This window comes from Streptomyces sp. NPDC043854 (assembly GCF_056436005.1).
The window spans coordinates 1-24376 of the sequence record NZ_JBWKDK010000078.1 but is presented as its reverse complement, the minus strand read 5'-3'; the positions used below and the strand labels follow the sequence as shown (position 1 = coordinate 24376).

General features: G+C 72.0%; 24 protein-coding genes and 2 riboswitches. Of the genes, 12 read left to right on the top strand and 12 right to left on the bottom strand.

Translation table 11 applies throughout. From position 1 onward, the window contains the following. Positions 1-93: 93 nt before the first annotated feature. The gene (locus AC068A_RS34970) at positions 94-1341 is read right to left on the bottom strand and encodes a cytochrome P450 (RefSeq protein ID WP_478590325.1); all 1248 of its coding nucleotides are present in this window, start codon (positions 1339-1341) and stop codon (positions 94-96) included. Next, entirely contained in the window at positions 1322-2104 is a 783-nt protein-coding gene (locus tag AC068A_RS34965) for a tRNA-dependent cyclodipeptide synthase (protein ID WP_478590324.1), read from the bottom strand. The genes AC068A_RS34970 and AC068A_RS34965 overlap by 20 nt, the downstream gene beginning before the upstream one ends. Positions 2105-2358: 254 nt before the next feature. On the opposite strand from AC068A_RS34965, the gene AC068A_RS34960 reads away from it, so the two are divergent. After that, positions 2359-2571 carry an EF-hand domain-containing protein gene (locus AC068A_RS34960; protein WP_478590323.1) on the top strand — a complete coding sequence of 71 codons (213 nt, stop codon included), beginning with the start codon at positions 2359-2361 and terminating at the stop codon, positions 2569-2571. Between the two features lie 141 nt (positions 2572-2712). On the opposite strand, the gene AC068A_RS34955 is transcribed toward AC068A_RS34960, so the two are convergent. The 5 genes from AC068A_RS34955 to AC068A_RS34935 are packed head-to-tail and all read right to left on the bottom strand — an operon-like array spanning position 2713 to position 5984. After that, positions 2713-3294 carry a PadR family transcriptional regulator gene (locus AC068A_RS34955; protein WP_478590322.1) on the bottom strand — a complete coding sequence of 194 codons (582 nt, stop codon included), beginning with the start codon at positions 3292-3294 and terminating at the stop codon, positions 2713-2715. Positions 3295-3328: 34 nt separating this feature from the next. Beyond that, the gene (locus AC068A_RS34950; protein WP_478590321.1) at positions 3329-4147 is read right to left on the bottom strand and encodes an energy-coupling factor ABC transporter ATP-binding protein; all 819 of its coding nucleotides are present in this window, start codon (positions 4145-4147) and stop codon (positions 3329-3331) included. Then, positions 4144-4893 (bottom strand): cobalt ECF transporter T component CbiQ, encoded by a 750-nt coding sequence (cbiQ, locus tag AC068A_RS34945; RefSeq protein ID WP_478590320.1) that lies wholly within the window; start codon positions 4891-4893, stop codon positions 4144-4146. Before cbiQ ends, AC068A_RS34950 begins: the two co-directional genes overlap by 4 nt. A 3-nt stretch (positions 4894-4896) precedes the next feature. Continuing rightward, on the bottom strand, positions 4897-5286 hold the full coding sequence (locus tag AC068A_RS34940; RefSeq protein WP_478590319.1) for an energy-coupling factor ABC transporter substrate-binding protein: 390 nt from the start codon (positions 5284-5286) through the stop codon (positions 4897-4899). Between the two features lie 5 nt (positions 5287-5291). Next, complete coding sequence (locus AC068A_RS34935; protein WP_478590318.1) at positions 5292-5984, bottom strand: energy-coupling factor ABC transporter permease; 693 nt, start codon at positions 5982-5984, stop codon at positions 5292-5294. A 28-nt stretch (positions 5985-6012) separates the two neighbouring features. Continuing rightward, positions 6013-6210, bottom strand: a riboswitch (cobalamin riboswitch). A gap of 300 nt (positions 6211-6510) precedes the next feature. Here AC068A_RS34935 and AC068A_RS34930 point away from each other — a divergent pair. Continuing rightward, on the top strand, positions 6511-7266 hold the full coding sequence (locus AC068A_RS34930) for a flavodoxin family protein (RefSeq protein ID WP_478590317.1): 756 nt from the start codon (positions 6511-6513) through the stop codon (positions 7264-7266). A 61-nt stretch (positions 7267-7327) separates the two neighbouring features. On the opposite strand, the gene AC068A_RS34925 is transcribed toward AC068A_RS34930, so the two are convergent. The 5 genes from AC068A_RS34925 to gcvT all read right to left on the bottom strand — a co-directional run bounded on the left by AC068A_RS34925 (position 7328) and on the right by gcvT (position 12905). Next, positions 7328-7858, bottom strand: coding sequence for an AMIN-like domain-containing (lipo)protein (locus AC068A_RS34925; RefSeq protein ID WP_478590316.1), 531 nt, complete (start codon positions 7856-7858; stop codon positions 7328-7330). Positions 7859-8361: 503 nt separating this feature from the next. Next, positions 8362-9744 (bottom strand): L-serine ammonia-lyase, encoded by a 1383-nt coding sequence (locus AC068A_RS34920; protein WP_478590315.1) that lies wholly within the window; start codon positions 9742-9744, stop codon positions 8362-8364. Between the two features lie 295 nt (positions 9745-10039). After that, the gene (gene glyA / locus AC068A_RS34915; RefSeq protein ID WP_478590314.1) at positions 10040-11296 is read right to left on the bottom strand and encodes a serine hydroxymethyltransferase; all 1257 of its coding nucleotides are present in this window, start codon (positions 11294-11296) and stop codon (positions 10040-10042) included. Between the two features lie 15 nt (positions 11297-11311). Beyond that, entirely contained in the window at positions 11312-11692 is a 381-nt protein-coding gene (gene gcvH, locus AC068A_RS34910; protein ID WP_478590313.1) for a glycine cleavage system protein GcvH, read from the bottom strand. Between the two features lie 97 nt (positions 11693-11789). Then, on the bottom strand, positions 11790-12905 hold the full coding sequence (gene gcvT, locus AC068A_RS34905) for a glycine cleavage system aminomethyltransferase GcvT (protein WP_478590312.1): 1116 nt from the start codon (positions 12903-12905) through the stop codon (positions 11790-11792). Between the two features lie 182 nt (positions 12906-13087). Beyond that, positions 13088-13191: riboswitch (glycine riboswitch) on the bottom strand. Positions 13192-13455: 264 nt separating this feature from the next. On the opposite strand from gcvT, the gene AC068A_RS34900 reads away from it, so the two are divergent. The 10 genes from AC068A_RS34900 to AC068A_RS34855 all read left to right on the top strand — a co-directional run bounded on the left by AC068A_RS34900 (position 13456) and on the right by AC068A_RS34855 (position 24147). Further along, positions 13456-14121: an AAA family ATPase gene (locus AC068A_RS34900; RefSeq protein WP_478590311.1), complete on the top strand. Its 666-nt coding sequence runs from the start codon at positions 13456-13458 to the stop codon at positions 14119-14121. 56 nt (positions 14122-14177) lie between these two features. After that, positions 14178-14912, top strand: a complete 735-nt coding sequence (locus AC068A_RS34895; protein ID WP_478590310.1) for an enhanced serine sensitivity protein SseB — start codon at positions 14178-14180, stop codon at positions 14910-14912. A 74-nt stretch (positions 14913-14986) separates the two neighbouring features. Continuing rightward, complete coding sequence (locus AC068A_RS34890) at positions 14987-15727, top strand: enhanced serine sensitivity protein SseB C-terminal domain-containing protein (protein ID WP_478590309.1); 741 nt, start codon at positions 14987-14989, stop codon at positions 15725-15727. Positions 15728-16264: 537 nt separating this feature from the next. Further along, entirely contained in the window at positions 16265-17257 is a 993-nt protein-coding gene (locus AC068A_RS34885) for an ABC transporter permease (RefSeq protein ID WP_478590308.1), read from the top strand. Between the two features lie 41 nt (positions 17258-17298). Beyond that, entirely contained in the window at positions 17299-19062 is a 1764-nt protein-coding gene (locus tag AC068A_RS34880) for an ABC transporter substrate-binding protein (RefSeq protein WP_478590307.1), read from the top strand. A 141-nt stretch (positions 19063-19203) separates the two neighbouring features. After that, positions 19204-20205, top strand: a complete 1002-nt coding sequence (locus tag AC068A_RS34875; RefSeq protein WP_478590306.1) for an ABC transporter permease — start codon at positions 19204-19206, stop codon at positions 20203-20205. After that, a complete protein-coding gene (locus AC068A_RS34870; RefSeq protein ID WP_478590305.1) occupies positions 20202-21338 on the top strand; it encodes an ABC transporter ATP-binding protein in 1137 nt (378 codons plus the stop codon). The genes AC068A_RS34875 and AC068A_RS34870 overlap by 4 nt, the downstream gene beginning before the upstream one ends. A gap of 59 nt (positions 21339-21397) precedes the next feature. Next, a complete protein-coding gene (locus AC068A_RS34865) occupies positions 21398-22483 on the top strand; it encodes an ABC transporter ATP-binding protein (protein WP_478590326.1) in 1086 nt (361 codons plus the stop codon). Between the two features lie 95 nt (positions 22484-22578). Further along, the gene (locus AC068A_RS34860; RefSeq protein WP_478590304.1) at positions 22579-23235 is read left to right on the top strand and encodes a trimeric intracellular cation channel family protein; all 657 of its coding nucleotides are present in this window, start codon (positions 22579-22581) and stop codon (positions 23233-23235) included. Positions 23236-23292: 57 nt separating this feature from the next. Then, the gene (locus tag AC068A_RS34855) at positions 23293-24147 is read left to right on the top strand and encodes a thioesterase family protein (protein ID WP_478590303.1); all 855 of its coding nucleotides are present in this window, start codon (positions 23293-23295) and stop codon (positions 24145-24147) included. Positions 24148-24376 lie beyond the last annotated feature (229 nt).

Below are 24376 nucleotides of genomic sequence, written 5' to 3'. Positions count from 1 at the left end.
CCTCCCCCCCCCCCCCCCCTCCCCCCCCCCCCCCCCCCCCCCCCCCCCCCCCCCCCCCCCCCCCCCCCCCCCCCCCCCCCCCCCGCCGCGCCCTCACCAGGCGACCGGCAGCCGTTCCGGCAGCCGCTTGATGAAGCCCGTACGCCACACCAGGTTCTCGGCGGGTACCGCGAGCCGCAGCCCGGGCAGCCGCTCCACCAGCACCTCCAGCGCGATTTCGGCGTGGGCCCGGCCCAGTGCCGAAGCCGGACAGAAGTGCCGGCCGGCCCCGAACGCGAGGTGGGCGTTGGCGCTCTCCCGCTCCAGGTCCAGCTCGTCCGGACGGTCGAAGGCCGCCGGGTCGAAGTTGGCCCCCTCCAGCAGGACGAGGACGAGTTCGCCTTCCCTGACCAGCACGTCGCCGACCTGCACGTCCGCCAGCGCGATGCGCGGCAGGCCGTCGCCGACGGACAGGTTCCAGCGCAGCAGCTCCTCGACCGCCCTCCCCGTGCGCTCCGGGTGGCGGCGCAGGTGGTCGAGGAGCTCGGGCCGCTGGAGCAGCGCGAGGACGGCCAGGACCAGGAAGGCCGATGTGGACACGGCCCCGGCCCCGAACAGCGAGACGGCGACCGTCGCGAACATCTCGTCGGTCAGGTGCGCCGAGTCCGGGTCGGCCTCCTTGAGCTCCGCGAACCGGCCGAGCAGCCCCGTACGCTGCTCGGCGGGCAGTGCGAGCTGTGCGCCCAGCCGGCCGGCGAAGTAGCCGACGTCCTTGTACCAGTTGAGCGCCGAGTCGGCGAACGGTTCGCGCGCGGTCATGAACGCGACGTCGAGCCCCGACATCAGACGCCGCCAGTCCTCGAACGGCACCCCCAGCACCCGGCAGTGCAGGGCGGCCGAGAAGGGGTCCGCGAACCCCGCCCGCAGGTCCACGGGCCCGCCCTCGGCGACGAGCCCGTCGACGAGCGCCCCCGCCGTGGCGCGCAGCCAGTCCTTCAGGCCCCGCTGACGCGGGTTGAGGGACTTCATCACCGCGGTGCGCAGGCCGGCGCTGTTGATGCTGCCCATGTTGTCGACGACCTCGGGCGGGATCGTCAGCGCGTACTGGCGGGGCACCCCGGGGCGGGCGGTGTCCTTCAGGCTGAACCGCTCGTCCTCCAGCACCTGCTTGGCCAGCGCGTAGCTGCTGACCAGCCAGGCCCGGTCCCCGGTGAGCGTGCGGACCTGGGCGACGGGGGCCGTCTCCCGCAGCCATGCGCACTCCTGCGGGAGCACGTCGCCGCGCCGCGACAGCGGGAAGTCGAGGAGGGGCGCGTCCCCGCCGGGCCGGTCCGCGCCGGCCTCACGCTGCTCGACGTTCATCGGCGGTCCCTTCGGCCGGTACGTGGTCCGCGGCCCCGCCGCCGGGCACGGGTGCCGGGCGGGCCGCCTCGGCGGCCTCCGGCCGTACGACGGCGTAGGCCTGGTTGCGGGTCGCGCGCAGGCCCCCGCCGCGCGCGAAGAGGACGTCCGTCAGCGGCATCCGGACGTGGTACGCCGCCACGGACGACGGCACGTCGAGAATGCTCGGGGTGTCCACGAAGAACGGCAGCTCCGCCGCCAGGTAGTCGAAACACACCTGCAACTGGCCGGCCGTGATGGATTCACCTTCCGGCACCTTGGACCCGACGAAATGGAGGGCCATCTCCTCGCAGCCCCTGCGGAATTCGTCGTCGGTTTCCAGGAAATGGAGCACGCGCCGGTGCAGCAGTTGGTAAACGGGGTTGGACCGGAACTCCGAAAGTGCCCTCACGCGGACCCCGGCATGCGGGTGCCCCGAATCCTCGATGCCCTTGAGGATCCGGCGGCGGACCGCCTTGATCTCCTTCGCGGCGCGCTTCTCCGCATGCTCCCGGCGGTAGCCGAAAGCGGCGAACATGCGGTCCACATGGAGGTCCGCGTACACGAAGTCGACCTGCGCGAAGCGGGGTACCGCCCACCGGGCGAGGCTGTTGATGCGCTCGGAGCTGAAGTAGCTGTTCCCAGGACTCACTCCGATGAGCACATGGTCGCCCTCATCCCAGATATGGCGGCACGCGCGGGTGAAGGGCAGAACTTCGAATGATGCGTCTGCTGTGATCGTCACCTGTGTGATCGCCCTTGTTGCCGCATGTCCCTGGGAGCCCTGCGCTCCTGGTGTGGCGGCAATGCCGGTACGTTATGCGGTGGCCCCGGAACGTGACAAGCCCGAGGCTGATTTCTTGGCCGGAATTATCGCTTCCGGATACGGGGCGGTAATTGAATTTCTTTCTGCCACCCGAACGGGACCCGGTAGCGGCGGCCTTCCCGGCTGGCGCTACCCTGAGCCGGTCAACGAGCACCAAGAAGGGGTGGATCCCAGTGGCGGACATCGAGAACGCGCGGGCGACGTTCGGCAGGTTCGACGCGGACGGCGACGGCTTCGTCACGGCCGACGAGTTCCGTCGGGCCATGGCGGAGATGGGCGACCCGTTCGTCACGGGCCCGGTCGCGGACTCCGTGATCGCCGCCAAGGACGCGAACGGCGACGGCCTGCTGAGCTTCGACGAGTTCTGGGCCTCCCTGAACAAGTAAGGCCCCGCGCCGCAGCCCCCGTACCGCCCCGCCGGGCGGCACGGGGGCTGCGGCCTGCCCGCCCGCGCGAACGGCCCGCGGAGACCGCGGAGACCGCGGAGACCGCGGAGACCGCGGGGACTGCCCGCGCGGGACCGCGCCCTACGGTGCGCCGCCGGGTCCGGCCGGGGCATCCGCGGCGTCCGGCCGCACCATGTCCTCGACCTCGGCCAGGGCCTCCTCCAGCCAGCGCAGCCAGAACGTCTCCAGGCCGATGCCGCCGTGCAGCACGAGCCGGCGCAGCCGGTCCTCGTCGGAGTCCCGCTCCGGGGGGAAGTCCTTCTCCTCGATGGCCTCGTAGAGCGCCAGCTGCCGCCGGTGCAGCTCCAGGTGCCGCCGCAGCTCCCCGGCCAGCCCCTGCACGCCGGCCACGCCCGCGGCCCGGACCCGCAGCAGCAGCGGGTCCCGAATGGCCTTCGGGTCCTGGCTCTCGCCGATCCACCGCGCCAGCTCCGCACTGCCGGCGGGCAGGACCTCGTACTCCTTCTTCTGCCCCCGCACGGGCACCTCGCTCGGCAGGGCCCGGATCAGCCCGGCCTCCTCCAGCCGGCCCAGCTCGCGGTAGATCTGCTGGTGCGTCGCGGACCAGAAGTACCCGATCGACCTGTCGAACCGCCGGGTCAGCTCCAGCCCGGACGAAGGCTTCTCGAGCAGGGCGGTGAGGATGGCGTGCGGCAGCGACATGCCGCCATCCTAGGTTTGCCGCACACCGTCCGGGTCAGTGCCAGGCGGCCAGGGCCTCGGGGGTGCCCGGGCCCGGGGCGTCGGGCTCCAGCAGGTCCCGCGCCCGCAGGAAGGCCGCCACCGCCGGCGACCAGGCCTGGCGCAGGCCCGCCTCGGCGAGCAGGCCCGGGTCGGCCAGCAGCTGTGCGGCCGGGCCGACGCGGATCCCGGCCGGGGTCAGGACCGCTGCGTCGTCGGCCCAGCGCACCGCCAGGTCGACGTCGTGCGTGGCCATCACCACCGTGGTGCCGCGCGAGCGCAGCCCCGCCAGGGTGTCCAGCAGCCGCTCCTGCCCGTCCGGGTCGAGTCCGGCCGTCGGCTCGTCGAGGATCAGCACCCGCGGGGCCATCGCCACCGCGCCCGCGATCGCCGCGCGCTTGCGCTGCCCGTACGAGAGCAGGTGCGTCGGGCGGTCCCGCAACCCGGTGATGTCGAGCGCGGCCAGTGCGGACTCCACCCGGGCCCGCACCTCCCCGGCGGGCAGGCCGAGGTTCATCGGGCCGAAGGACACGTCCTGCTCCACCGAGGCGGCGAAGAGCTGGTCGTCCGGATCCTGCACCACCAGCTGGACCGCCGTCCGCAGCCGGGTCAGGCCCGCCCGGTCGTACCCGACCGGTGCTCCGTCCAGGCGCAGTTCGCCCGAGCCGGGCCGCAGGCCGCCGCTGAGCAGCCGCATCAGCGTGGTCTTGCCGCTGCCGTTGCGGCCGAGCAGGACCAGCGCCCGGCCCTCGGCGATGGCGAAGTCCACGCCGGTCAGCACCGCCGGGCCGTCCTCGTACGCGTAGCCGGCGCCGGCCAGTTCCACCAACGTCACAGGTAGAGCCCCTTCAGGGTGAGAGTCAGCGCGGCCACGGCCGCGAGCAGGGCCGCCGAGGCCGCGAGGAAGCGCCACGACAGCGTCGCCTCGGGGACGAGCACCCGCAGCGCGCCGTCGTAGCCGCGCCCGGCCAGGCCCGACTGGAGCCGCGCCGCGCGGTCGAAGGCCCGTACGAACGAAGTGGCGGCGAGCCCGGCCACCGAGCGCCATGCCGCGGCCCGGCCCGCGTGCCCGAGGCGGGCCGCCTGCGCGCGCCGCACCTGGGCCAGGGAGTCGAGCAGCAGGAAGCCGATGCGGTACATGACCAGCGCCACGTCCACCACCGGCGCCGGCACCCCGGCCCGGACCAGCCGGGGCAGCACGTCCGACACCGGGGTGGTGAACGCGAACAGCAGCACCCCGAGCGAGGCCGCCGACGTGCGCAGCAGCAGTTCGGCGGCGAGCCGCGGCCCGTCCGGGGCCAGGGAGACGTATCCGGCTGGGCCGCCGACCGCGATCAGCAGCGGCAGCGCCCCGGTGAAGCAGAACCCCAGCGGGATCCGGAAGGCCCGCCAGAGCTGCCGCCCGGCGACCCCGGCCGGCCCGAGGAGCACGGCCAGGGTCGCGGCGGCCACGAGCGGTCCGCCCGGCCAGGCCGGCAGGCACAGGGCACTGACCGTCAGACCCAGCCCGAGCAGCGCCTTCTCCAGCGGATGGCGGCCCCGCCAGCGGCTGCTGTGCGCGGCCACGTCGATCGGCAGCACCGGCTACGACTCCGCGGCGGGCGCCGCTGCGGATGCGGAGGCCGGTGCCGGTGCGGCGTCGGCAGGGACCGTGCCGGCACCGGCGGCGGCCGCCGCGGCCGCGCCCTGGCGGCGGCCCCGGCGGACGCCGAAGTAGTAGGCGAGCACGCCCGCGCCCAGCGCCGCCTGGAGGGCGAACAGGGCCGACTCCACCTCCCCGGACGGGGGCTCGTACAGCGGGGAGAACCAGGGCTCGTAATCCGGCTTCAGCTCGCTGATGGCCGCCTCCGCCTGCGCGTCGGCGCCCGTGAACGGCTCCTCCTTGCCCTCGCCCAGGCCCAGGGCGAGCGGCAGCACCGCCAGCGCCGCCACCAGGAGCAGCAGCAGGCCGTTGATCTTCGCGTTCCGGCTCATGCGCGTCACACCGCCGTCTTCTGCTCGGAGCGGCCGGCGAGCTTCGCGACGCCCAGCCGGACCAGGTCGGACTTGCTGGACTGCATCAGCAGCCGCATCACCAGGACCGTCAGCAGGCCCTCGCTCACGGCGAGCGGGATCTGGGTGACGGCGAAGATGCCGCCGAACTTCGCGAGCGCGCCGAAGAAGCCCGTGCCCGGGTCCGGGAAGGCCAGCGCCAGCTGCACCGAGGTCACGCAGTAGGTGACGAGGTCGGCGAAGAAGGCGCCGAAGAACACGGACACCATCAGCGGGGCGTTGAAGCGCCGCAGCAGCAGGTAGACGCAGTACCCCGACCAGGGTCCGGCGATGGCCATCGAGAAGACGTTGGCGCCGAGGGTGGTCAGTCCGCCGTGCGCGAGCAGCAGCGCCTGGAAGAGGAGGGTGATCGTGCCGAGCACCGCCATGACGGGCGGCCGGAACAGGATCGCGCCGAGCCCGGTCCCGGTGGGGTGCGAGCAGCTGCCCGTCACCGAGGGGATCTTCAGTGCGGACAGGACGAAGGTGAACGCTCCGGACGCGCCGAGCAGGAGGGTGCTCTCCGGGTTGGCCTTCACCTCGCGGGTGAGGGCCCGTACCCCGTGGACGACGAAGGGAGCGGACGCGGCGCCCCAGGCGGCCGCGTGCAAGGGGGGCAGGAACCCCTCGGCTATGTGCATGAGTGGGAGACCTCTCCAGCACCTCGTGGATGGACAACGCGCCTTGGCCGGTCTCCTGGCTCGCGGGTACTGATGCCCTGGCTCCGCCTTCCCGGGCGGTGCGGGTCCCTCCCCGCGCTGCCCAGTGGCTTTCCCGCAGGAGTGGAGCCGGACTTCCCGTTCACAGTGGCGAGGGCCGCACCGGTTTTCCACCGGTTTCCCGTACACCAAGGCCTGATGACCCTAGTCCGCGCTGTGGACCCGTAACAACCCGGATCTGGGCGGCCTGTTGGGCCCGGGGATTCCGCTTCGGACCGCCGGCGGGCCTGTGCGCTCCGGGCGGGCGCGGCGAAACAGTGGCAGGGACACGGAACTTCCGGCGTCCGGCGGCTTGCGCGGCGGACCGGCGCGCGCCACGGCGCTCTTCCGCTGCCGCGCTCCAACCGGCGCCGCCGGGGCGTGCGCGGGCTGCGCCCGGGAGGTCCGGCCACCCCCGGACGGGCGTCTTCCGGTCGCCGCAGGGCCCGGAGCCCCGCAGGCTGGGAGGGTGGCCGCCGAACACGACACCGCGACACCGCAGCCGGGGGCGAACGCCGGGGCGTTCGACTACTCCGACCTGACCGCCGTGTACGTCAACTGCACGCTCAAGCGCTCGCCCGAGACCAGCAACACGGAGGGCCTGATCGCGCGGAGCCGCGCCGTCATGGAGGCGGCCGGCGCCCGGACCTCGCTGATCCGCGCCGTCGACCACGACATCGCCACCGGAGTCTGGCCGGACATGACCGAGCACGGCTGGGAAACCGACCAGTGGCCCGTCCTGTACAGCCAGATCATGGCCGCCGACATCCTCGTGCTGTGCGGGCCGATCTGGCTCGGTGACAACAGCTCCGTGATGAAGCAGGTCATCGAGCGGCTGTACGCCTGTTCCTCGCTCCTGAACGAGCAGGGCCAGTACGCCTACTACGGGCGCGTCGGCGGTGCGCTGATCACGGGCAACGAGGACGGCGTGAAGCACTGCGCCATGAACGTCCTCTACAGCCTCCAGCACCTCGGGTACGCCATCCCGCCGCAGGCCGACGCCGGCTGGATCGGCGAGGCCGGGCCCGGTCCCTCGTACCTCGACCCGGGCTCGGGCGGCCCGGAGAACGACTTCACCAACCGGAACACGACCTTCATGTCGTGGAACCTCATGCACCTGGCCGCCCTGCTCAAGCGCTCCGGCGGCATGCCCGCCCACGGCAACCAGCGCTCGGAGTGGGACGCCGGCTGCCGCTTCGACTTCCCCAACCCCGAACACCGCTGACGGCCCGGGCCGGACGGCCGGACAGCTGCCCGGCCGCCCGGCCGCCCGGCTGTGCGGAGGCTCAGCCGCAGCACACGTTCCGGTGCGCGACGTCCAGCACGAACCGGTCGGGCGAGCGCAGGGTGAACGAGGTGTAGGACGGCTTCGTGTCGAAGGCGGCACCGAAGGTGACGTACCCCTCGAAGTCGCCCGTCATGGCGAAGCCCTTCAGCGCGGGCAGGTCGATCCTGGCGAGCTTCGGCCCGCGGTAGGTGCTCTCGCCGGAGCGCAGGTGGGCGTCGGCGGGGTGCAGGCGGATCTGGAGGAAGTGCTTCCCGGCGAGCGCGACGGGCTCGCCGGACCCGTCCCGGTACAGCCGCGGGACGCGGGTGACCTCGACGTCGGGGACGCGGCCCCGCAGGTCGATGACGATCCGGTCGTACGCGCAGTGCCCGGCCCAGCGGGCGTTCACGACGAGCGGGGTGGCGGTGCGCCCGGCGGCCGCGGCGGCCGGGGCCGGGGCGGTGGAGGCGGGCGCGGCGAGGGCGATTCCGGCGGTGAGGAGAGCCCCCGTGGCCAGGGCCACGGTCTGCCGGCGGCGGAGGTGGTTCATGACGTCCCCCCTGATTCTCGAGAGACGGGGACGGGTGTCACTGCTGGAGACACTCCCCGCGCACCCATGGTTGCAGCAAAACCGGTCAAACTTCTCATTCGGTTGAAATTCCCTGTCCGCGCCGCCGGACCGAACGGCCGTCCAGGCGAGGTGTGCGCCGCCGGCCCGCCCTCCGGCCGGAGGGCGGGCGCGCAGGGTTGCCGGGCGGCTGCGGAGCGCGTACGGGGGAAAGGGCTGCGGGCTCCGCGGCGGTTGGCCGGCCGCCGGGGGTGTGGCCGCGACGTCATGCGATCACCCTTGCGCACGGGGGTCACCCCGTACCACCCCCGGCCCCCACGGTTCGCCCTGAAGCGTGACCAATCCGCGCCGAACCTCAACGCCCGGGAAAACCGGGATGATTGCCGCAGGTCGGGAGAGTGGCCGGCGGGAAACGCACGGGACCCCGGGCGCCCGCGGCGCCCGGGGTCCTCGTACGGACGGAGACCGGGTCAGGTCGGCTCAGGTCAGCATTCGATGACGTTGACGGCCAGGCCGCCGCGGGCCGTCTCCTTGTACTTGATCTTCATGTCCGCGCCGGTCTCCTTCATCGTCTTGATGACCTTGTCCAGGGAGACCTTGTGGCTGCCGTCGCCGCGCATCGCCATCTTCGCGGCCGTGACCGCCTTGACCGCCGCCATGCCGTTGCGCTCGATGCACGGGATCTGGACCAGGCCGCCGACCGGGTCGCAGGTCAGGCCCAGGTTGTGCTCCATGCCGATCTCGGCCGCGTTCTCGACCTGCTCCGGGGTGCCGCCCAGGACCTCCGCCAGGGCGCCCGCCGCCATCGAGCAGGCGGAGCCGACCTCGCCCTGGCAGCCGACCTCGGCGCCGGAGATCGAGGCGTTCTCCTTGAACAGCATGCCGATCGCGCCCGCGGCGAGGAGGAAGCGGACGACGCCGTCCTCGTCCGCGCCGGGCACGAAGTTCACGTAGTAGTGCAGGACGGCCGGGAGGACGCCCGCCGCGCCGTTCGTCGGGGCCGTGACGACGCGGCCGCCCGCCGCGTTCTCCTCGTTCACGGCCATCGCGTAGATCGTCGTCCACTCGCTGCGGTGCAGCATCGGGTCGCCCTCGGTGCGCAGCTGGCGCGCCGTGGCCGCCGCGCGGCGCTTGACCCGCAGGCCGCCCGGGAGGATGCCCTCGCGGGACATGCCGCGCGCGACGCAGGCCTGCATGACCCGCCAGATTTCCAGCAGGCCCGCGCGGATCTCCTCCTCCGTCCGCCAGGCCTTCTCGTTCTCCAGCATCAGCGAGGAGATGGACAGGCCCGTCTCCTTGGCCAGGCGCAGCATCTCGTCACCGGAGCGGAACGGGTACTTCAGCACGGTGTCGTCGAGCTTGATCCGGTCCTCGCCGACCGCGTCCTCGTCCACCACGAAGCCGCCGCCCACCGAGTAGTACGTCTTCTCCAGCAGCGGGGCGCCCGAGGCGTCGTACGCGAAGAGCGTCATGCCGTTCGCGTGGTACGGCAGGGCCCGGCGGCGGTGGAGGATCAGCTGGCTCGGCTCGTCGAACGCGATCTCGTGCGCGCTGCCTATCTCCGTGCCGAGCAGGCGCAGCCGGCCGGTCTGCCGGATGCGCTCCACCTCGTCGTCGGCCGTCTCCACGTCCACGGTGCGCGGGGAGTGGCCCTCCAGGCCCAGCAGCACCGCCTTCGGGGTGCCGTGGCCGTGGCCGGTCGCGCCGAGCGAGCCGTACAGCTCGGCCCGGACGGAGGCCGTCTGCGCGAGCACACCGTCCTTCTTCAGCCGCATCACGAACATGCGGGCTGCGCGCATCGGACCCACGGTGTGCGAGCTGGACGGACCGATGCCGATCGAGAAGAGATCGAAAACCGAAATGGCCACGGTGGCGGACTCCCGGGAGTTATTCACCCCCGCGGTGGCGGGGAGCGGACCGTCCGGCCGGTCTCGGAGCGTGGCGAGGCGGCCGGCGGAGGGGGCGGATCTTGTAGGGATTGAGGGCAAAGATCACCTGGTGGGCGCCCATGCCCGGTTCATCAGCGTACGTCAGTTCGTGAGGGGACCGGTTACGCCGGTCTGTACGGAGGCTGTCGCGGTCCCGACGTCCCGGACCGCGGCCCCGGGCCATGAGAAAGGCCCGGCCCTGTGTGACACAAGGCCGGGCCCCCCGAGCCGTGGCCTACAGCGACGGGTACAGCGGGAACTTCGCGGCGAGCGCCGAGACGCGCGCCTTGAGGGCCTCGCCGTCGTACGAGGGCTTCAGGGCCTCCGCGATGATGTCGGCGACCTCGGTGAAGTCCTCGGCGCCGAAACCGCGGGTGGCCAGGGCCGGCGTGCCGATCCGCAGACCCGAGGTGACCATCGGCGGCCGCGGGTCGTTCGGGATGGCGTTGCGGTTGACCGTGATGCCGATCTCGTGGAGGCGGTCCTCGGCCTGCTGGCCGTCCAGCTCCGAGTTGCGCAGGTCCACCAGGACCAGGTGCACGTCGGTACCGCCGGTGAGGACGTCCACACCCACGGCCTTGACGTCGTCCTGGACCAGGCGCTCGGCGATGATCTTCGCGCCGGCCAGGGTGCGCTCCTGGCGCTCCTTGAACTCGTGCGAGGCCGCCACCTTGAAGGAGACCGCCTTGGCGGCGATCACGTGCTCCAGCGGGCCGCCCTGCTGGCCGGGGAAGACCGCGGAGTTGATCTTCTTCGCCAGTTCCTGGGTGGAGAGGATCACGCCGCCGCGCGGACCGCCCAGGGTCTTGTGCGTGGTGGTGGTCACGACGTGGGCGTGCGGCACCGGGTTCGGGTGCAGCCCCGCGGCGACCAGGCCCGCGAAGTGGGCCATGTCGACCATCAGGTACGCGCCGACCTCGTCCGCGATGCGGCGGAAGGCGGCGAAGTCCAGCTGGCGCGGGTACGCCGACCAGCCGGCGACGATCAGCTGCGGCTTGGACTCCTTGGCGAGGCGCTCGACCTCGGCCATGTCGACCTGGCCGTCCTCCCCGACGTGGTAGGGGACCACGTTGTAGAGCTTGCCGGAGAAGTTGATCTTCATGCCGTGGGTCAGGTGACCGCCGTGGGCCAGGTTCAGGCCCATGATCGTGTCGCCCGGCTTCAGCAGCGCGAACATCGCGGCGGCGTTGGCCTGCGCACCCGAGTGCGGCTGGACGTTCGCGGCCTCGGCGCCGAACAGCGCCTTGATCCGGTCGATCGCGATCTGCTCGACCACGTCGACGTGCTCGCAGCCGCCGTAGTAGCGGCGGCCCGGGTAGCCCTCGGCGTACTTGTTGGTCAGGACCGAGCCCTGGGCCTCCATGACGGCGACCGGAGCGAAGTTCTCCGACGCGATCATCTCCAGGGTGGACTGCTGGCGCGCGAGCTCGGCGTCGACGGCGGCGGCGACATCCGGGTCGAGCTCGTGGAGAGGGGTGTTCAGAACGGACATCAGGATCCCCTGTGGTCAGTTACCGGCGGTGAGCTGGGCGTACTCGTCGGCGGAGAGCAGGTCGGCCGGCTCCTCCGCGACGCGGACCTTGAACAGCCAGCCGCCCTCGAACGGAGCGCTGTTGACGAGGCTGGGGTCGTCCACGACGTCCTGGTTCGCCTCGACGACCTCGCCGGTGACGGGGGAGTACAGGTCGCTGACCGACTTGGTCGACTCCAGCTCGCCGCAGGTCTCGCCCGCGGTCACCGTGTCGCCGACCTCGGGGAGCTGGGCGTAGACGACGTCACCGAGCGCGTTGGCCGCGAACTCCGTGATGCCGACCGTGGCGACGCCGTCCTCGGCGGCCGACAGCCACTCGTGCTCCTTGCTGAAACGCAGCTGCTGGGGGTTGCTCATGACCTGATTCTCCTGGATGCGGGGGAGTGCGAACGAACGGTGGTCTTGCGTGGTGCGACGCCTCGGCCGGCGGCCGGCGGCCGCCGCCGTACGGGCGCTACTTCTGCCGCTTGTAGAAGGGCAGGGCGACGACCTCGTACGGCTCATGCGTACCGCGAATGTCCACGCCGACGCCGGAGGTGCCGGGCGCGGCGTGGGCGGCGTCCACGTACGCCATGGCGATCGGCTTGCCCAGGGTCGGGGACGGGGCGCCCGAGGTGACCTCGCCGATCACCTCGCCGCCGGCCACGACCGGGAACCCGGCGCGCGGGACGCGGCGGCCCTCGGCGACCAGGCCGACCAGCTTGCGCGGCGGGTTGCCGGCGGCGCGCTCAGCGGCGGCCTCCAGGGCGGCGCGGCCCACGAAGTCGCCCTCCTTCTCGAACTTCACGACCCGGCCCAGACCCGCGTCGAACGGGGTGAGGGAGGTGGTCAGCTCGTGCCCGTACAGCGGCATGCCCGCCTCCAGGCGCAGCGTGTCGCGGCAGGACAGGCCGCAGGGGACCAGGCCGGCGCCCTCGCCGGCCTTGGTCAGCGCCTGCCACAGCTCCACGGCGTGCTCGGGGGCGATGAACAGCTCGAAGCCGTCCTCGCCGGTGTAGCCCGTACGCGCGATCAGCGCGGGCACGCCGGCGACCGTGCCCGGCAGGCCGGCGTAGTACTTCAGGTTGTCCAGGTCGGCGTCCGTGAGGGAGGCCAGGATGCCGGGGGACTCCGGGCCCTGGATGGCGATCAGCGCGTACGCGTCGCGGTCGTCGCGGACCTCGGCGTCGAAGCCGGCGGCGCGCTCGGTGAGGGCGTCCAGGACGACCTGGGCGTTGGAGGCGTTGGCGACGACCATGTACTCGGCCTCGGCCAGGCGGTAGACGATCAGGTCGTCGAGGATCCCGCCGTCCTCCCGGCAGATGTGCGTGTAGCGGGCGCGGCCGGTGCCGACGGTGGAGATGTTGCCGACCAGGGCGTAGTCCAGGAGCTTCACGGCCTCCGGACCGGTCACCGTGATCTCGCCCATGTGGGAGAGGTCGAAGAGGCCGGCCTTGGTGCGCACGGCATTGTGTTCGTCGCGCTCGCTGCCGTACCGCAGCGGCATGTCCCAGCCCGCGAAGTCGGTCATGGTCGCACCGAGCGAGCGGTGCAGCGCATCGAGGGCGGTCAGGCGGGGGGCAGTGCTCATGGGTGTGGCTCCCGGGTCCCAGGGCATGACATGACGAGGACGTTCCTCCCCATCTGTCATCGGAACCTGAGAGGTTCGCCGAGAGTCCCGCGGGAACGGGAGCGCCGACTTGCACCTTGGGTGGAGCACACCCCGGTCCGCCGCGGGGGACGGGAGGGGAGCGGCTCGCTTTTCAGATCTGCCTCATCCACGCGGTACGGGGCCTGAGAGATTCAAGGGAGGTACTTGCTCCTTCGGCGCCCGGACGCGGCCTCGCGGCCTGCCGGGACTCTCCCGCGCGGATTCAAGCGGCCGGTATGCAGTTGGTCCAGATGGCGCACATCATTGCACGCCCTCCCGCGGATCGGGCGGGTGGGCCCGAAAGACTGTGTCATTCGCTACGTCGCGGGCGGCGGGCGGCGCGCCGCGCGGCGCACCGCGGGCCGCGTCCGGCGGGCGGGCGGCGTCCGGTGGCCGGACAGGCCGGCCGGAACCGGTGCCGTCGAATTACCGTCTCTTTACACTCAGTGGGCATGGGGTCCGCGAGGCCCGATTCGGGGGAGGCGATCTTGTGCGGAGATTCGGAGTACTGGCGACCGCCGGGACCGCGGACGGGGTGCCGGAGCAGCCGGCGCGCGAGCGCCACGGGCCGGTGCGCGACCTGCGCGGCCGGGGGGACGGCGGGCCGCACCGGCTCGGCTTCGCCGAGGGCGACATCGTCGTGGTCTCCGGCCTGCCCGGCGGCGGCAAGAGCACGCTGATCAAGCGGGCCGCCGAGGGAGGCGGCATCGACTCCCAGGACGTGCGCGAGCGCTGGGAGCGGCGCATGCCCGCGGCCCTCCCGTACGCCGTGTACCGCCCGCTCGTGCGGATCGCGCACTACTGGGGGCTGTGGCGGATCCTGCGCTCCGGCGCCTCGGCCGTCGTCCACGACTGCGGTACGCAGCGCTGGGTGCGGGGGCTGCTGGCGGCGACGGCCCGGCGCCGCGGCCGGGCCCTGCACCTGCTGATCCTGGACGTCACCCCGCAGGAGGCCCTGTCCGGGCAGGCGGCGCGGGGCCGCGGCGTGTCGGCGTACGCCTTCGCCCGGCACCGGGCCGCGGTGGGCCGGATGGTGCGGGCCGCGGAGTCGGGGCCGCTGCCGGCGGGCTGCGCCTCGGTGGTGCTGCTGGACCGGGCGGCGGCCGCACGGCTGACCCGCATAGCCTTCCGGCCCGCGGAGCCCGGCGGGGCCTGAGCCGTGCGCGGGCGGCTACCCTCTGCCGGTACACGGCGCGACAAGCGGAGGCGGAGATGCACGGCGGCGGTTGGCCGGAGAACGAGCTGGAGCAGGTGCTCGGGGCGGCCTTGGGCGTGCCCGACGCCGGCCCGAGGATCGTCGAGGTGCTGGGCCGGAGCCGGGTGTGGGTGCCGCTGCCCGGCGGAGGCGGCCCGGACAGCCCCTCCCTCACCCTGCCCACCATGGAGATCGGCGGGGCGGCGTACGTCCCCGTCTACAGCTCCGAGGCCCAGTTCCGGGCCTGTGTCGGCCCCGGCATGGACTTCGCCGTGGCCCCCGCCGTCGAGTTCGCCCGCGGCCTGCCCCCGCAGCTGGGCATCGCCGTGAACCCGGAGGGCGCCGTCGGCGTGCCGCTGCCCCCGCCCGCCGTCGCCCAGCTGTGCCGGGTCGGCCGGACCGAGCTCGACGGGCCCGCCACCGGCGGCCGCGTCCGGCTCTTCGAGCCCGACTGGCAGGACGATCCGGTGGACTTCCTGGCCGCCGCGGCCGAGGAGTTCCGGACCACCGGCCTGATCGTGGCCGCACACCGGTGCCTCGCCAGCGTCGAGGGCGGGGACCCGGAGCTCTGCATCGGTGTCCGCCTGTCGAGACGGGACCCCGCCGCGCAGAACGCGCCGAGAGAGGCCCTCGCCCGGGCCCTGGCCAGGGTCCCGGCGCCCTGGCCGGTGCAGCTGGTCCTGCTGGACGCGGTGGACGACCCGGTGGTCGACTTCATCGTTACGCGCGTACGCCCCTTCTACGTGCCCTAGCGACGCTTAAGCTGGTGACATCTCCTGGCCGCACGGGTGGCCTGGACACACCGTGCGGACGAGGAGGGGTACCGGTGAGTGCGTCAGGCACTGCCGCGGCCGGGCAGGTCGAGCACATCATGCGCCAAGTGACTCCCGGGCGCTACGAGACCTACGAGTCACTTCTGCACGCCCTCGCCGAGGGCCGGCTGTGGATGCTGCTCTGGCAGGGCAGCCCCGGCTCACCGGACGCCCAGTACGGCGGCATGGAGTTGGAGGGCCTCGGATACGCCCCGTGCGTGACCTCCCCGCAGGAACTGGCCGCCAGCGGCTGGAACCGCGGCTACGAGGTGGTCACCGGCCGGGACATCGCGCGCGCCCTCTATCCCGACCGCTGGGGCCTGTGGCTCAATCCGCACGCCCAGGGCGGCGGCCTCGGCATCCCCTGGGCCGACCTGCGCCGGATCGCCACCGGCCTGGACCGGATGCCGGCGGGCCCGCTGCGGCTCTCCGAGCCCGCCCTGGAACTCCCCCAGTTCTACGGGCTGCTGACCCAGCACGCGCACCGCACGCCGGCCGTACGCTCGCTGCGCCGCGCCTGGGTGCAGCCCGCGCTGGGGTCGCCGTACCTCGCCGTCGGGCTCGACCTGTACGACGCCTCGGCGCCCGCGCTGGAGTCCGTACGGGAGATGATGCGCCAGTCCGTCGGCGCGGTGCCCGAGGGCGTGCCCGTGTGCACGGTGGCGCTGGCCGACGAGCACGACCCCGTCGCGATGTGGCTCCGGTCACAGACGCGCCCGTTCTACGACCGCGAGGGACAGGCCCCGTCCTACTGACCGGCGGCTGAGACAAAAGCATCGCGCGACCTTCCGGCCGCGGGGAACGCACTGTTCCCCGCGGCTTTCCTCTTGTCCGGATTTCTTCGCTGATGCGGGTCCAAAAGGCCTACTCCTACCGCGTGTTGGGCGCGTTGTCCGATTGCGCACCGAACGGACGGTGTTGCTCCGCTGAGCCGACACCGCAGTCCGGATAACGGGAATCCGACCCTCACATCACGGTTGCGCATCCATTCATCTGCGGGTCTGGCGGCTGATTGCGGCGCCGTTGAAGACTCCCGACCCAAGAGCCGCCGGGTCCCCGGGGAACGGTTCGGCTTCCTGCACGTCGCTTGTCGTTCCGCACCGCTTTTTCGCGTACTTCCGCACGGCTTTCCGCACGGCACCTGCACCTCACCTGCACCGCACCTCCTGCAGTTCCCGCACCTCGGCACAGTCCTGCGTGTCACCACGCACAAGAGCGCCACTCCGCACCAACGCCGCCACAGCGGCGGGCATGGGCCGGCAACCCGTCGGCCGAGAGGGGTCCCCACCACGATGACGGCACCACTGCATGACACGAGCGCGGAACCAGCCGCACCCGTGGCCGTAGCCGACGTCCCTGCGAAGGCCATCGAAGGCCGCTCGCCCGGCCGTATCGCCTGGATGCGGCTCAAGCGCGACAAGGTCGCGCTGACCGGCGGCGTGGTCGTGATCCTCCTGATCCTCGTGGCGGTGTTCGCGCCGCAGATCGTGAGCCTGCTGGGCCACCCGCCGAACGAGTTCCACGAGGACATGATCGACCCGGACCTCGGCACGCCGCTCGGCTCCTGGGGCGGCATCAGCTCCGACTTCCTGCTGGGCGTCGAACCCACCAACGGGCGCGACGTGTTCAGCCGGATCGTCTACGGCGCCCGCATCTCGCTGGTCGTCGCCTTCCTGGCCGCCTTCGTCTCGGTCGCCATCGGCAGCCTGCTCGGCGCTCTCGCCGGGTTCCTCGGCGGCTGGGTGGACGGCCTCATCAGCCGCCTGATGGACCTGCTGCTGGCCTTCCCCCAGCTGCTGTTCACCATCGCGCTGGTCTCGGTCGTCCCCAACTCCCTCTGGGGATTCGAGGGTTCGGGCGTCCGCATGGGCGTGCTGATCGTCGTGATCGGCTTCTTCGGATGGCCGTACATCGGCCGTATCGTCCGCGGCCAGACGATCTCCCTGCGCGAGCGCGAGTACGTGGAGGCGGCACGCAGCCTCGGCGCCGGCCGCGGCTACATCCTGGTCAAGGAGCTGCTGCCCAACCTGGTCGCGCCGATCCTGGTCTACGCGACGCTGATCATCCCGACCAACATCCTGACGGAGGCGGCTCTCAGCTTCCTCGGCGCCGGCGTCAAGCCGCCGACCGCGTCCTGGGGAAAGATGCTCTCCGACGCCGTCCCCATCTACCAGGACGACCCCATGTACATGGTGGTCCCGGGTATGACGATCTTCATCACCGTCCTGGCGTTCAACCTCTTCGGGGACGGGCTGCGTGACGCACTCGACCCCAAGGGCAGCTGAACCGCTCCACCGATTCACCCACCTCTGGAGGTTGGACCAACGTGATCCGCAGAAAGCAGGCCCTCGCGATCACCGCCGTGATCGCCGCGCTGTCGCTGACCGCCGCGTGCGGCGGCAACGACGGCGAGAAGAAGACCGAGGGCAAGGGCGCCGGCGGCGCGGCCTTCAACGCCGCCACCACCGGCATCGTGAACCCGTCCACCGAGAAGGGCGGCGAGCTCAAGCTCTGGTCGCCGCAGGACGTCGACTACCTCGACCCGGCGCGTGCCTACTACGGCTTCGTGTGGAACATGCAGCGCCTCTACATCCGCCAGCTGCTGGCGTACGACAGCAAGCCGGGTGAGGCGGGCACCAAGCTGGTCCCGGACCTCGCCGAGGCCCTGCCCGTGATCAGCAACGAGGGCAAGACGTACACCCTCAAGCTGAAGGACGGCGTGAAGTTCGAGGACGGCTCGCCGATCACCTCGAAGGACATCAAGTACGGCGTCGAGCGCGTCTTCGCGCAGGACGTGCTGTCCGGCGGTCCCACCTACCTGATCGACCTGCTCGACCAGGGCCAGAAGTACCCCGGCCCGTACAAGGACACCGACCCCAACAAGATGGGTCTGAAGTCCGTCGAGACGCCGGACGACAAGACGATCGTCTTCAACCTGGCGAGCGCCAACTCCGACTTCAGCTACCTGCTGGCCATGCCGTCCTCCTCGCCGGTCCCGGCGGCCAAGGACACCGGCGCCACGTACACCAACAAGCCGATCGCCACCGGCCCGTACAAGGTGGAGAGCTTCACCGCCGGCAAGGGCGCGACCTTCGTCCGCAACGAGAACTGGGACCCGAAGACGGACACCGTCCGCACGGGCCTGCCGGACAAGGTCACCTTCACGGTGACCACCAACCCGGACGACATGGACGCCCGCCTGCTGTCCGGCGACATCGACCTCGCGGTCGACGGCACGGGCCTGCAGCAGGCCGCGAAGAACAAGGTCCTCAAGGACGAGAACCTGAAGAAGAACGCGGACAACCCGTTCACGGGCTACATCCGCTACTTCGCCTTCCCGCAGACCGTCGCGCCGTTCGACAACATCGAGTGCCGCAAGGCCGTCATCTACGCGGCCGACCCGAAGTCCCTGCAGACCGCCCGCGGCGGCCCGACCAGCGGTGACCTCGGCGCCAACATGCTGCCGCCCGGCATCCCCGGCTCCGACAAGTCCTTCGACCCGTTCGGCCTGACGAAGGGCCAGCCGCAGGAGGCCAAGGCCAAGGAGGCCCTCAAGGCCTGCGGCAAGCCGGACGGCTTCGAGACCGTCATCGCGGTCCGCAACAACCGCGCCCCCGAGGTGAAGACGGCCGAGTCCCTGCAGGCCTCGCTCGCCAAGGTCGGCATCAAGGCCACGATCGACCAGTACGACGGCAAGCTCTCCTCCTCCACGATCGGTTCGCCCGAGAACGTGAAGAAGAAGGGCTACGGCATCATCGTCATGGGCTGGGGCGCCGACTACAACTCCGGCTCGGGCTTCCTGCAGCCGCTGGTCGACGGATCGTTCATCCTGCCGAACGGCAACAACAACTACACCGAGCTGAACGACCCGGAGATCAACGGCCTGTTCGACAAGGCCGCTGCCGCCGCCACGCCGGAGGCCGCCGCCCCGTTCTACACGGACATCAACAAGAAGGTCATGGAGAAGGCGCTCTACCTTCCCATCAACTTCGACAAGGCCTTCGTCTACCACAACCCGCGGCTGACGAACGTCTACTTCAACGACTCCATGGGCAAGATCGACCTCGCCGTCATCGGCGTCGGCAAGTGATCCGGTAGTCGAGTCGTCACGTAACAACAGGCAAGTGCCTTCACCGCACATGCGCTAGTCCGAAGGGCAGGTGAAGGCCGCAGGCGGCGGCTGCCGTCCCCACGAGGGACGGCAGCCGCCCGCCCCGGGCGGCCGACTGCAGTGCTCGTCTACCTCATACGGCGACTGTTCAACGTCGTCGCCACGCTGCTGGTGGTCTCCGTGGTCACCTTCGGCATCTTCTTCGCGGTCCCGAAGATCACGGGCAGCGATCCGGCCCTCATGTACGCCGGCCGCGAGACCAACGAGACCGCCCTGGCGGGCATCCGCGTGAAGATGGGCTTCGACAAGCCCATCTCCGAGCAGTACCTGACCTTCGTCAAGGGCATCTTCGTCGGCCGCGACTACGACGGCGGCACCGAGGTCACCCACTGCGAGGCGCCGTGCTTCGGCTACTCCTTCAAGACCGAGGCGCCCGTCTGGGAGACCATGGTCGACCGCATGCCGGTCACCCTCTCGCTCGCCCTCGGCGCGGCGGTCATCTGGGTGCTCGCCGGTGTGGCCACCGGCGTGGTCTCGGCGCTCAAACGCCGCACCGCGATCGACCGCACCGTCATGGTCGGCGCCCTCGCCGGCGTCTCCCTCCCGATCTTCTTCACCGGCATGGTGGCCCCCGCGATCTTCGTCTACAGCCTCGGCTGGCTGGACGTGTCCAACTACAAGCCGCTGACGGAGGATCCCGCGGCCTGGCTCAACGCGCTGATCCTGCCGTGGGTCACCCTGGCCTTCCTCTTCGCCGCCACCTACGCCCGCATCACGCGCGCCACGATGCTGGAGGTCCTCGGCGAGGACTACATCCGCACCGCCCGGGCCAAGGGCCTCAAGGAGGGCGTGGTCATCCGCAAGCACGCCCTGCGCTCCACCCTCACCCCGATCGTCACGATGTTCGGCCTCGACCTCGGCGGCCTCCTCGGCGGCGCCGTGCTCACCGAGACCACCTTCAACTTCCAGGGTCTGGGGACGGCGGCCGTCGCCGCCATCGGGCAGGGCGACCTCCCCGTGATCATGGGAGTCACCCTGCTCGCCGCCCTCTTCGTGGTGATGGCCAACCTGATCGTGGACCTGCTGTACGCCGTCATCGACCCGCGCGTGAGGCTGACGTGACCGAGAACCCCACTTCCCGCTCCGCGGCCGGATCCGGCGCGGGCGAGACACTCGCCGCCGGGCCCGCGTTCGTCCCCGAGCAGGCCGGGCCCCGCGGCAGCGGCGCCTTCCTGTCCGTACGCGACCTCAAGGTCCACTTCCCGACCGACGACGGCCTGGTCAAGTCCGTCGACGGGCTCTCCTTCGACCTCGAGCGCGGCAAGACCCTCGGCATCGTCGGCGAGTCCGGCTCCGGCAAGTCGGTCACCTCGCTGGCCATCATGGGCCTGCACCGCACCGGCAACGCGCGCAGCCGCCCGAACATCTCCGGCGAGGTCGTCCTCGACGGCGAGGACCTCGTCAAGGCCGACGCCGACCACGTGCGCAGGCTGCGCGGGCGCAAGATGGCGATGGTCTTCCAGGACCCGCTGTCCGCGATGCACCCCTACTACACGGTCGGCAAGCAGATCGTCGAGGCGTACCTCACCCACCACGACGTGGACAAGAAGACCGCCCGGCGGCGGGCCGTCGAGATGCTCGACCGGGTCGGCATCCCCGAGCCCCACCGGCGCGTGGACGCCTACCCGCACGAGTTCTCCGGCGGCATGCGCCAGCGCGCGATGATCGCGATGGCGCTGGTCAACAACCCCGAACTGCTCATCGCGGACGAGCCGACCACCGCCCTGGACGTCACCGTCCAGGCGCAGATCCTCGACCTGATCCGCGACCTCCAGCGGGAGTTCGGCTCTGCCGTCATCATGATCACGCACGACCTGGGCGTGGTCGCCGAGATGGCCGACGACATCCTCGTGATGTACGGCGGCCGGTGCGTCGAGCGCGGCACCTCCGAGAAGGTCTTCTACGAGCCCCGCCACCCCTACACCTGGGGGCTGCTCGGCTCCATGCCGCGCATCGACCGCGAGCAGACCGAGCGCCTCATCCCGGTCAAGGGCTCGCCGCCCAGCCTCATCAACATCCCGAGCGGCTGCGCCTTCAACCCGCGCTGCCCGTACGCGGACGTCCCCAAGGGCGGCATCACCCGCACCCGGCGCCCCGAGCTGACCGAGGACGGCGGCGGGCACTGGTCCGCCTGCCACATGTCGCAGGAGGAGCGGACCCGGATCTGGACCGAAGAGATTGCGCCGAAGCTGTGACCGACATGAAGAAGAAGGCGGACGGGCCCGCGGCGGACGCTCCCGAGGCGGCCGAGCCCATGGCGGCCGCGTCCGGCGCGCCCGCGCAGGAACCGGCCGGGGAGCCGCTGCTGAAGGTGACCGGCCTGGTCAAGCACTTCCCCATCAACAAGGGGCTGCTGCGCCGCCAGGTCGCGGCCGTCAAGGCCGTCGACGGGATCGGCTTCGAGGTCCGGCGCGGCGAGACGCTCGGCGTGGTCGGCGAGTCCGGCTGCGGCAAGTCGACCATGGGCCGGCTGATCACCCGGCTGCTGGAGCCGACCGGTGGCACGGTCGAGTTCGAGGGGCGGGACATCACGCACCTGGGGGTCGCCGGGATGCGCCCGCTGCGCCGCGACATACAGATGATCTTCCAGGACCCGTACGGCTCCCTGAACCCGCGGCACACGGTCGGCACCATCGTCGGCGCCCCCTTCAAGCTCCAGGGAGTGGAACCGGAGGGCGGGCTCAAGGCGGAGGTGCAGCGGCTGCTGTCGCTGGTGGGCCTCAACCCCGAGCACTACAACCGCTACCCGCACGAGTTCTCCGGCGGCCAGCGCCAGCGCATCGGCATCGCCCGGGCCCTGGCCCTGAAGCCGAAGCTGGTCGTCGCGGACGAGCCGGTCTCGGCGCTGGACGTGTCGATCCAGGCCCAGGTGGTGAACCTGCTGGACGACCTCCAGGAGGAGCTGGGCCTCACCTACGTGATCATCGCGCACGACCTGTCGGTCATCCGCCACGTCTCCGACCGCATCGCCGTGATGTACCTCGGCAAGATCGTGGAGCTGACCGACCGGACCACGCTCTACGAGAACCCGATGCACCCGTACACCAAGGCGCTGCTGTCGGCCGTGCCGGTGCCGGACCCGCGCCGGCGCGGTGCGAAGAGCGGCCGCATCCTGCTCAAGGGCGACGTGCCCTCGCCGATCTCGCCGCCGAGCGGCTGCCGCTTCCACACCCGCTGCTGGAAGGCCACGCAGCTGTGCACGGTGAAGGAGCCGCCGCTGGCCGAGCTGGCCACCGGCCACCAGGTGGCCTGCCACCACCCCGAGAACGGGCCCGACCAGGCGCCGGGCGACCCCGCCCTGCCGGGTGCCGCGGAGGCGCTGGCCACGGTCTCGGAGTAGGCCCCGGCCCGCCCGGGCACGATACGTCCGGTGGTCCGGTCACCGAGTAGCGGTCGGTGACCGGGCCACCGGTCATTCCCGGTGACAATGGGGCGGTGCTCCACGATCTCTTCCCGCCCGGCATCCAGCACGCCCTGGACCTCGCGGGCATCTTCGTCTTCGCCACCGCGGGCGCCCTGCTCGCCGTACGCAAGAACTTCGACGTCTTCGGCATCGCCGTCCTCGCCGAGGTCACCGCCCTGGGCGGCGGCCTCTTCCGCGACCTGGTCATCGGCGCCGTCCCGCCGGCCGCCTTCGGCGAGCTCAGCTTCTTCGTCACCCCGCTGATCGCCGCGGCCATCGTCTTCTTCCTGCACCCCGAGGTGCAGCGGATCAACCGCGCCATCAACGTCTTCGACGCCGCCGGCCTCGCCCTCTTCTGCGTCACCGGCACGACGAAGGCGTACGAGTACGGCCTCGGGCTGACCGCGTCCGCCGCGCTGGGCCTCGCCACGGCCGTCGGCGGCGGCGTCCTGCGCGACGTCCTCGCCAACGAGGTGCCCTCGCTGCTGCGCGACCGCGAGATGTACGCCGTGCCCGCCACGGTCGGCGCCGCGATGGTGGCCGTCTCCATCGGCCTCGGGGTCCTCAATGCGCTGACGACGGCCGTCGCGATCGTCACCACCTTCGTGCTGCGGCTGCTCGCCATGCGGTTCCACTGGCGGGCCCCGCTGGCCTGGAACCGCCGGTCCGCGGTCTCCGAAGAGCCGTGATCTGCACGTCACTCAGAAAGCTACCGCTTAGTAGCTTCGCGTTGTAGGCTCGATTCCATGGCATACGCAGCGGCCCAGGCCTCCATCGGCGACAGCGAGTTCGACCGCGACACCACCATCACCGCGCGTGCGGGCGAGCCCGGGGTGTACGACGCGGAGCTCTCCGCCGGATGGACGATCATCACCGCCGTCAACGGCGGCTATCTGCTGGCCCTGGTCGGCCGGGCCCTGTCGGCGGCCCTGCCGCACCCGGACCCCTTCACCGTCTCCGCCCACTACCTCACCTCCTCCGAGCCCGGCCCCGCGGTGATCCGCACCGAGGTCGTCCGGGTCGGCCGGACCCTGTCCACCGGCCAGGCCTCCCTCTTCCAGTTCGACGAGAACGGCGCAGAGGTCGAGCGGATCAGGGTCGTCGCCTCCCACGGCGACCTCGCCTCCCTGCCGGACGACGTCCGCACCACCGCCCTCCCGCCGGCGATCCCGCCCTACGAGGCCTGCCTCGGCCCGGAGGCAGGCCCCGCCCCCATCCCCGGCAGCACCGCCATCGTCGACCGGCTCCGGCTGCGGCTGGACCCGGCGACCGCGGGCTGGGCGCTCGGCGCACCCTCCGGCAAGGGCGAGATGCGGGCCTGGTTCGAGCTCGCCGACGGCCGGGACGCGGACCCGCTCTCCCTGCTGCTCGCCGTCGACGCGCTCCCGCCGACCTGCTTCGACCTGGGCCTGATGGGCTGGAGCCCCACGGTGGAGCTGACCGCGCACATCCGCCGCCGCCCGGCCCCCGGCCCGCTGCGGGTCGCGATCACCACGCGGAACCTGGCCGGCGGCTTCCTGGAGGAGGACGCGGAGGTCTGGGACTCCGAGGACCGGCTGGTGGCGCAGTCCCGCCAACTGGCCCGCGCCCCGCGCCCCTGACGCGGCGGCACCGGCGACGCAGCGGCGCGGCGGTGGTGCGCTCCGCCGACCGAGCGGCTCCCGGCCCCGGCCCCCATCGCGGGGGCCGGGGCCGGGCCGTCCCCCCGCCGGGCGGTGGAGCGGCGGTAGAGGGGGCAGGGGGGGGGGGGGGGGGGGGGGGGGGGGGGGGGGGGGGGGGGGGGGGGGGGGGGGGGGGGGGGGGGGGGGGCGGACACCCAACCCCTACAGA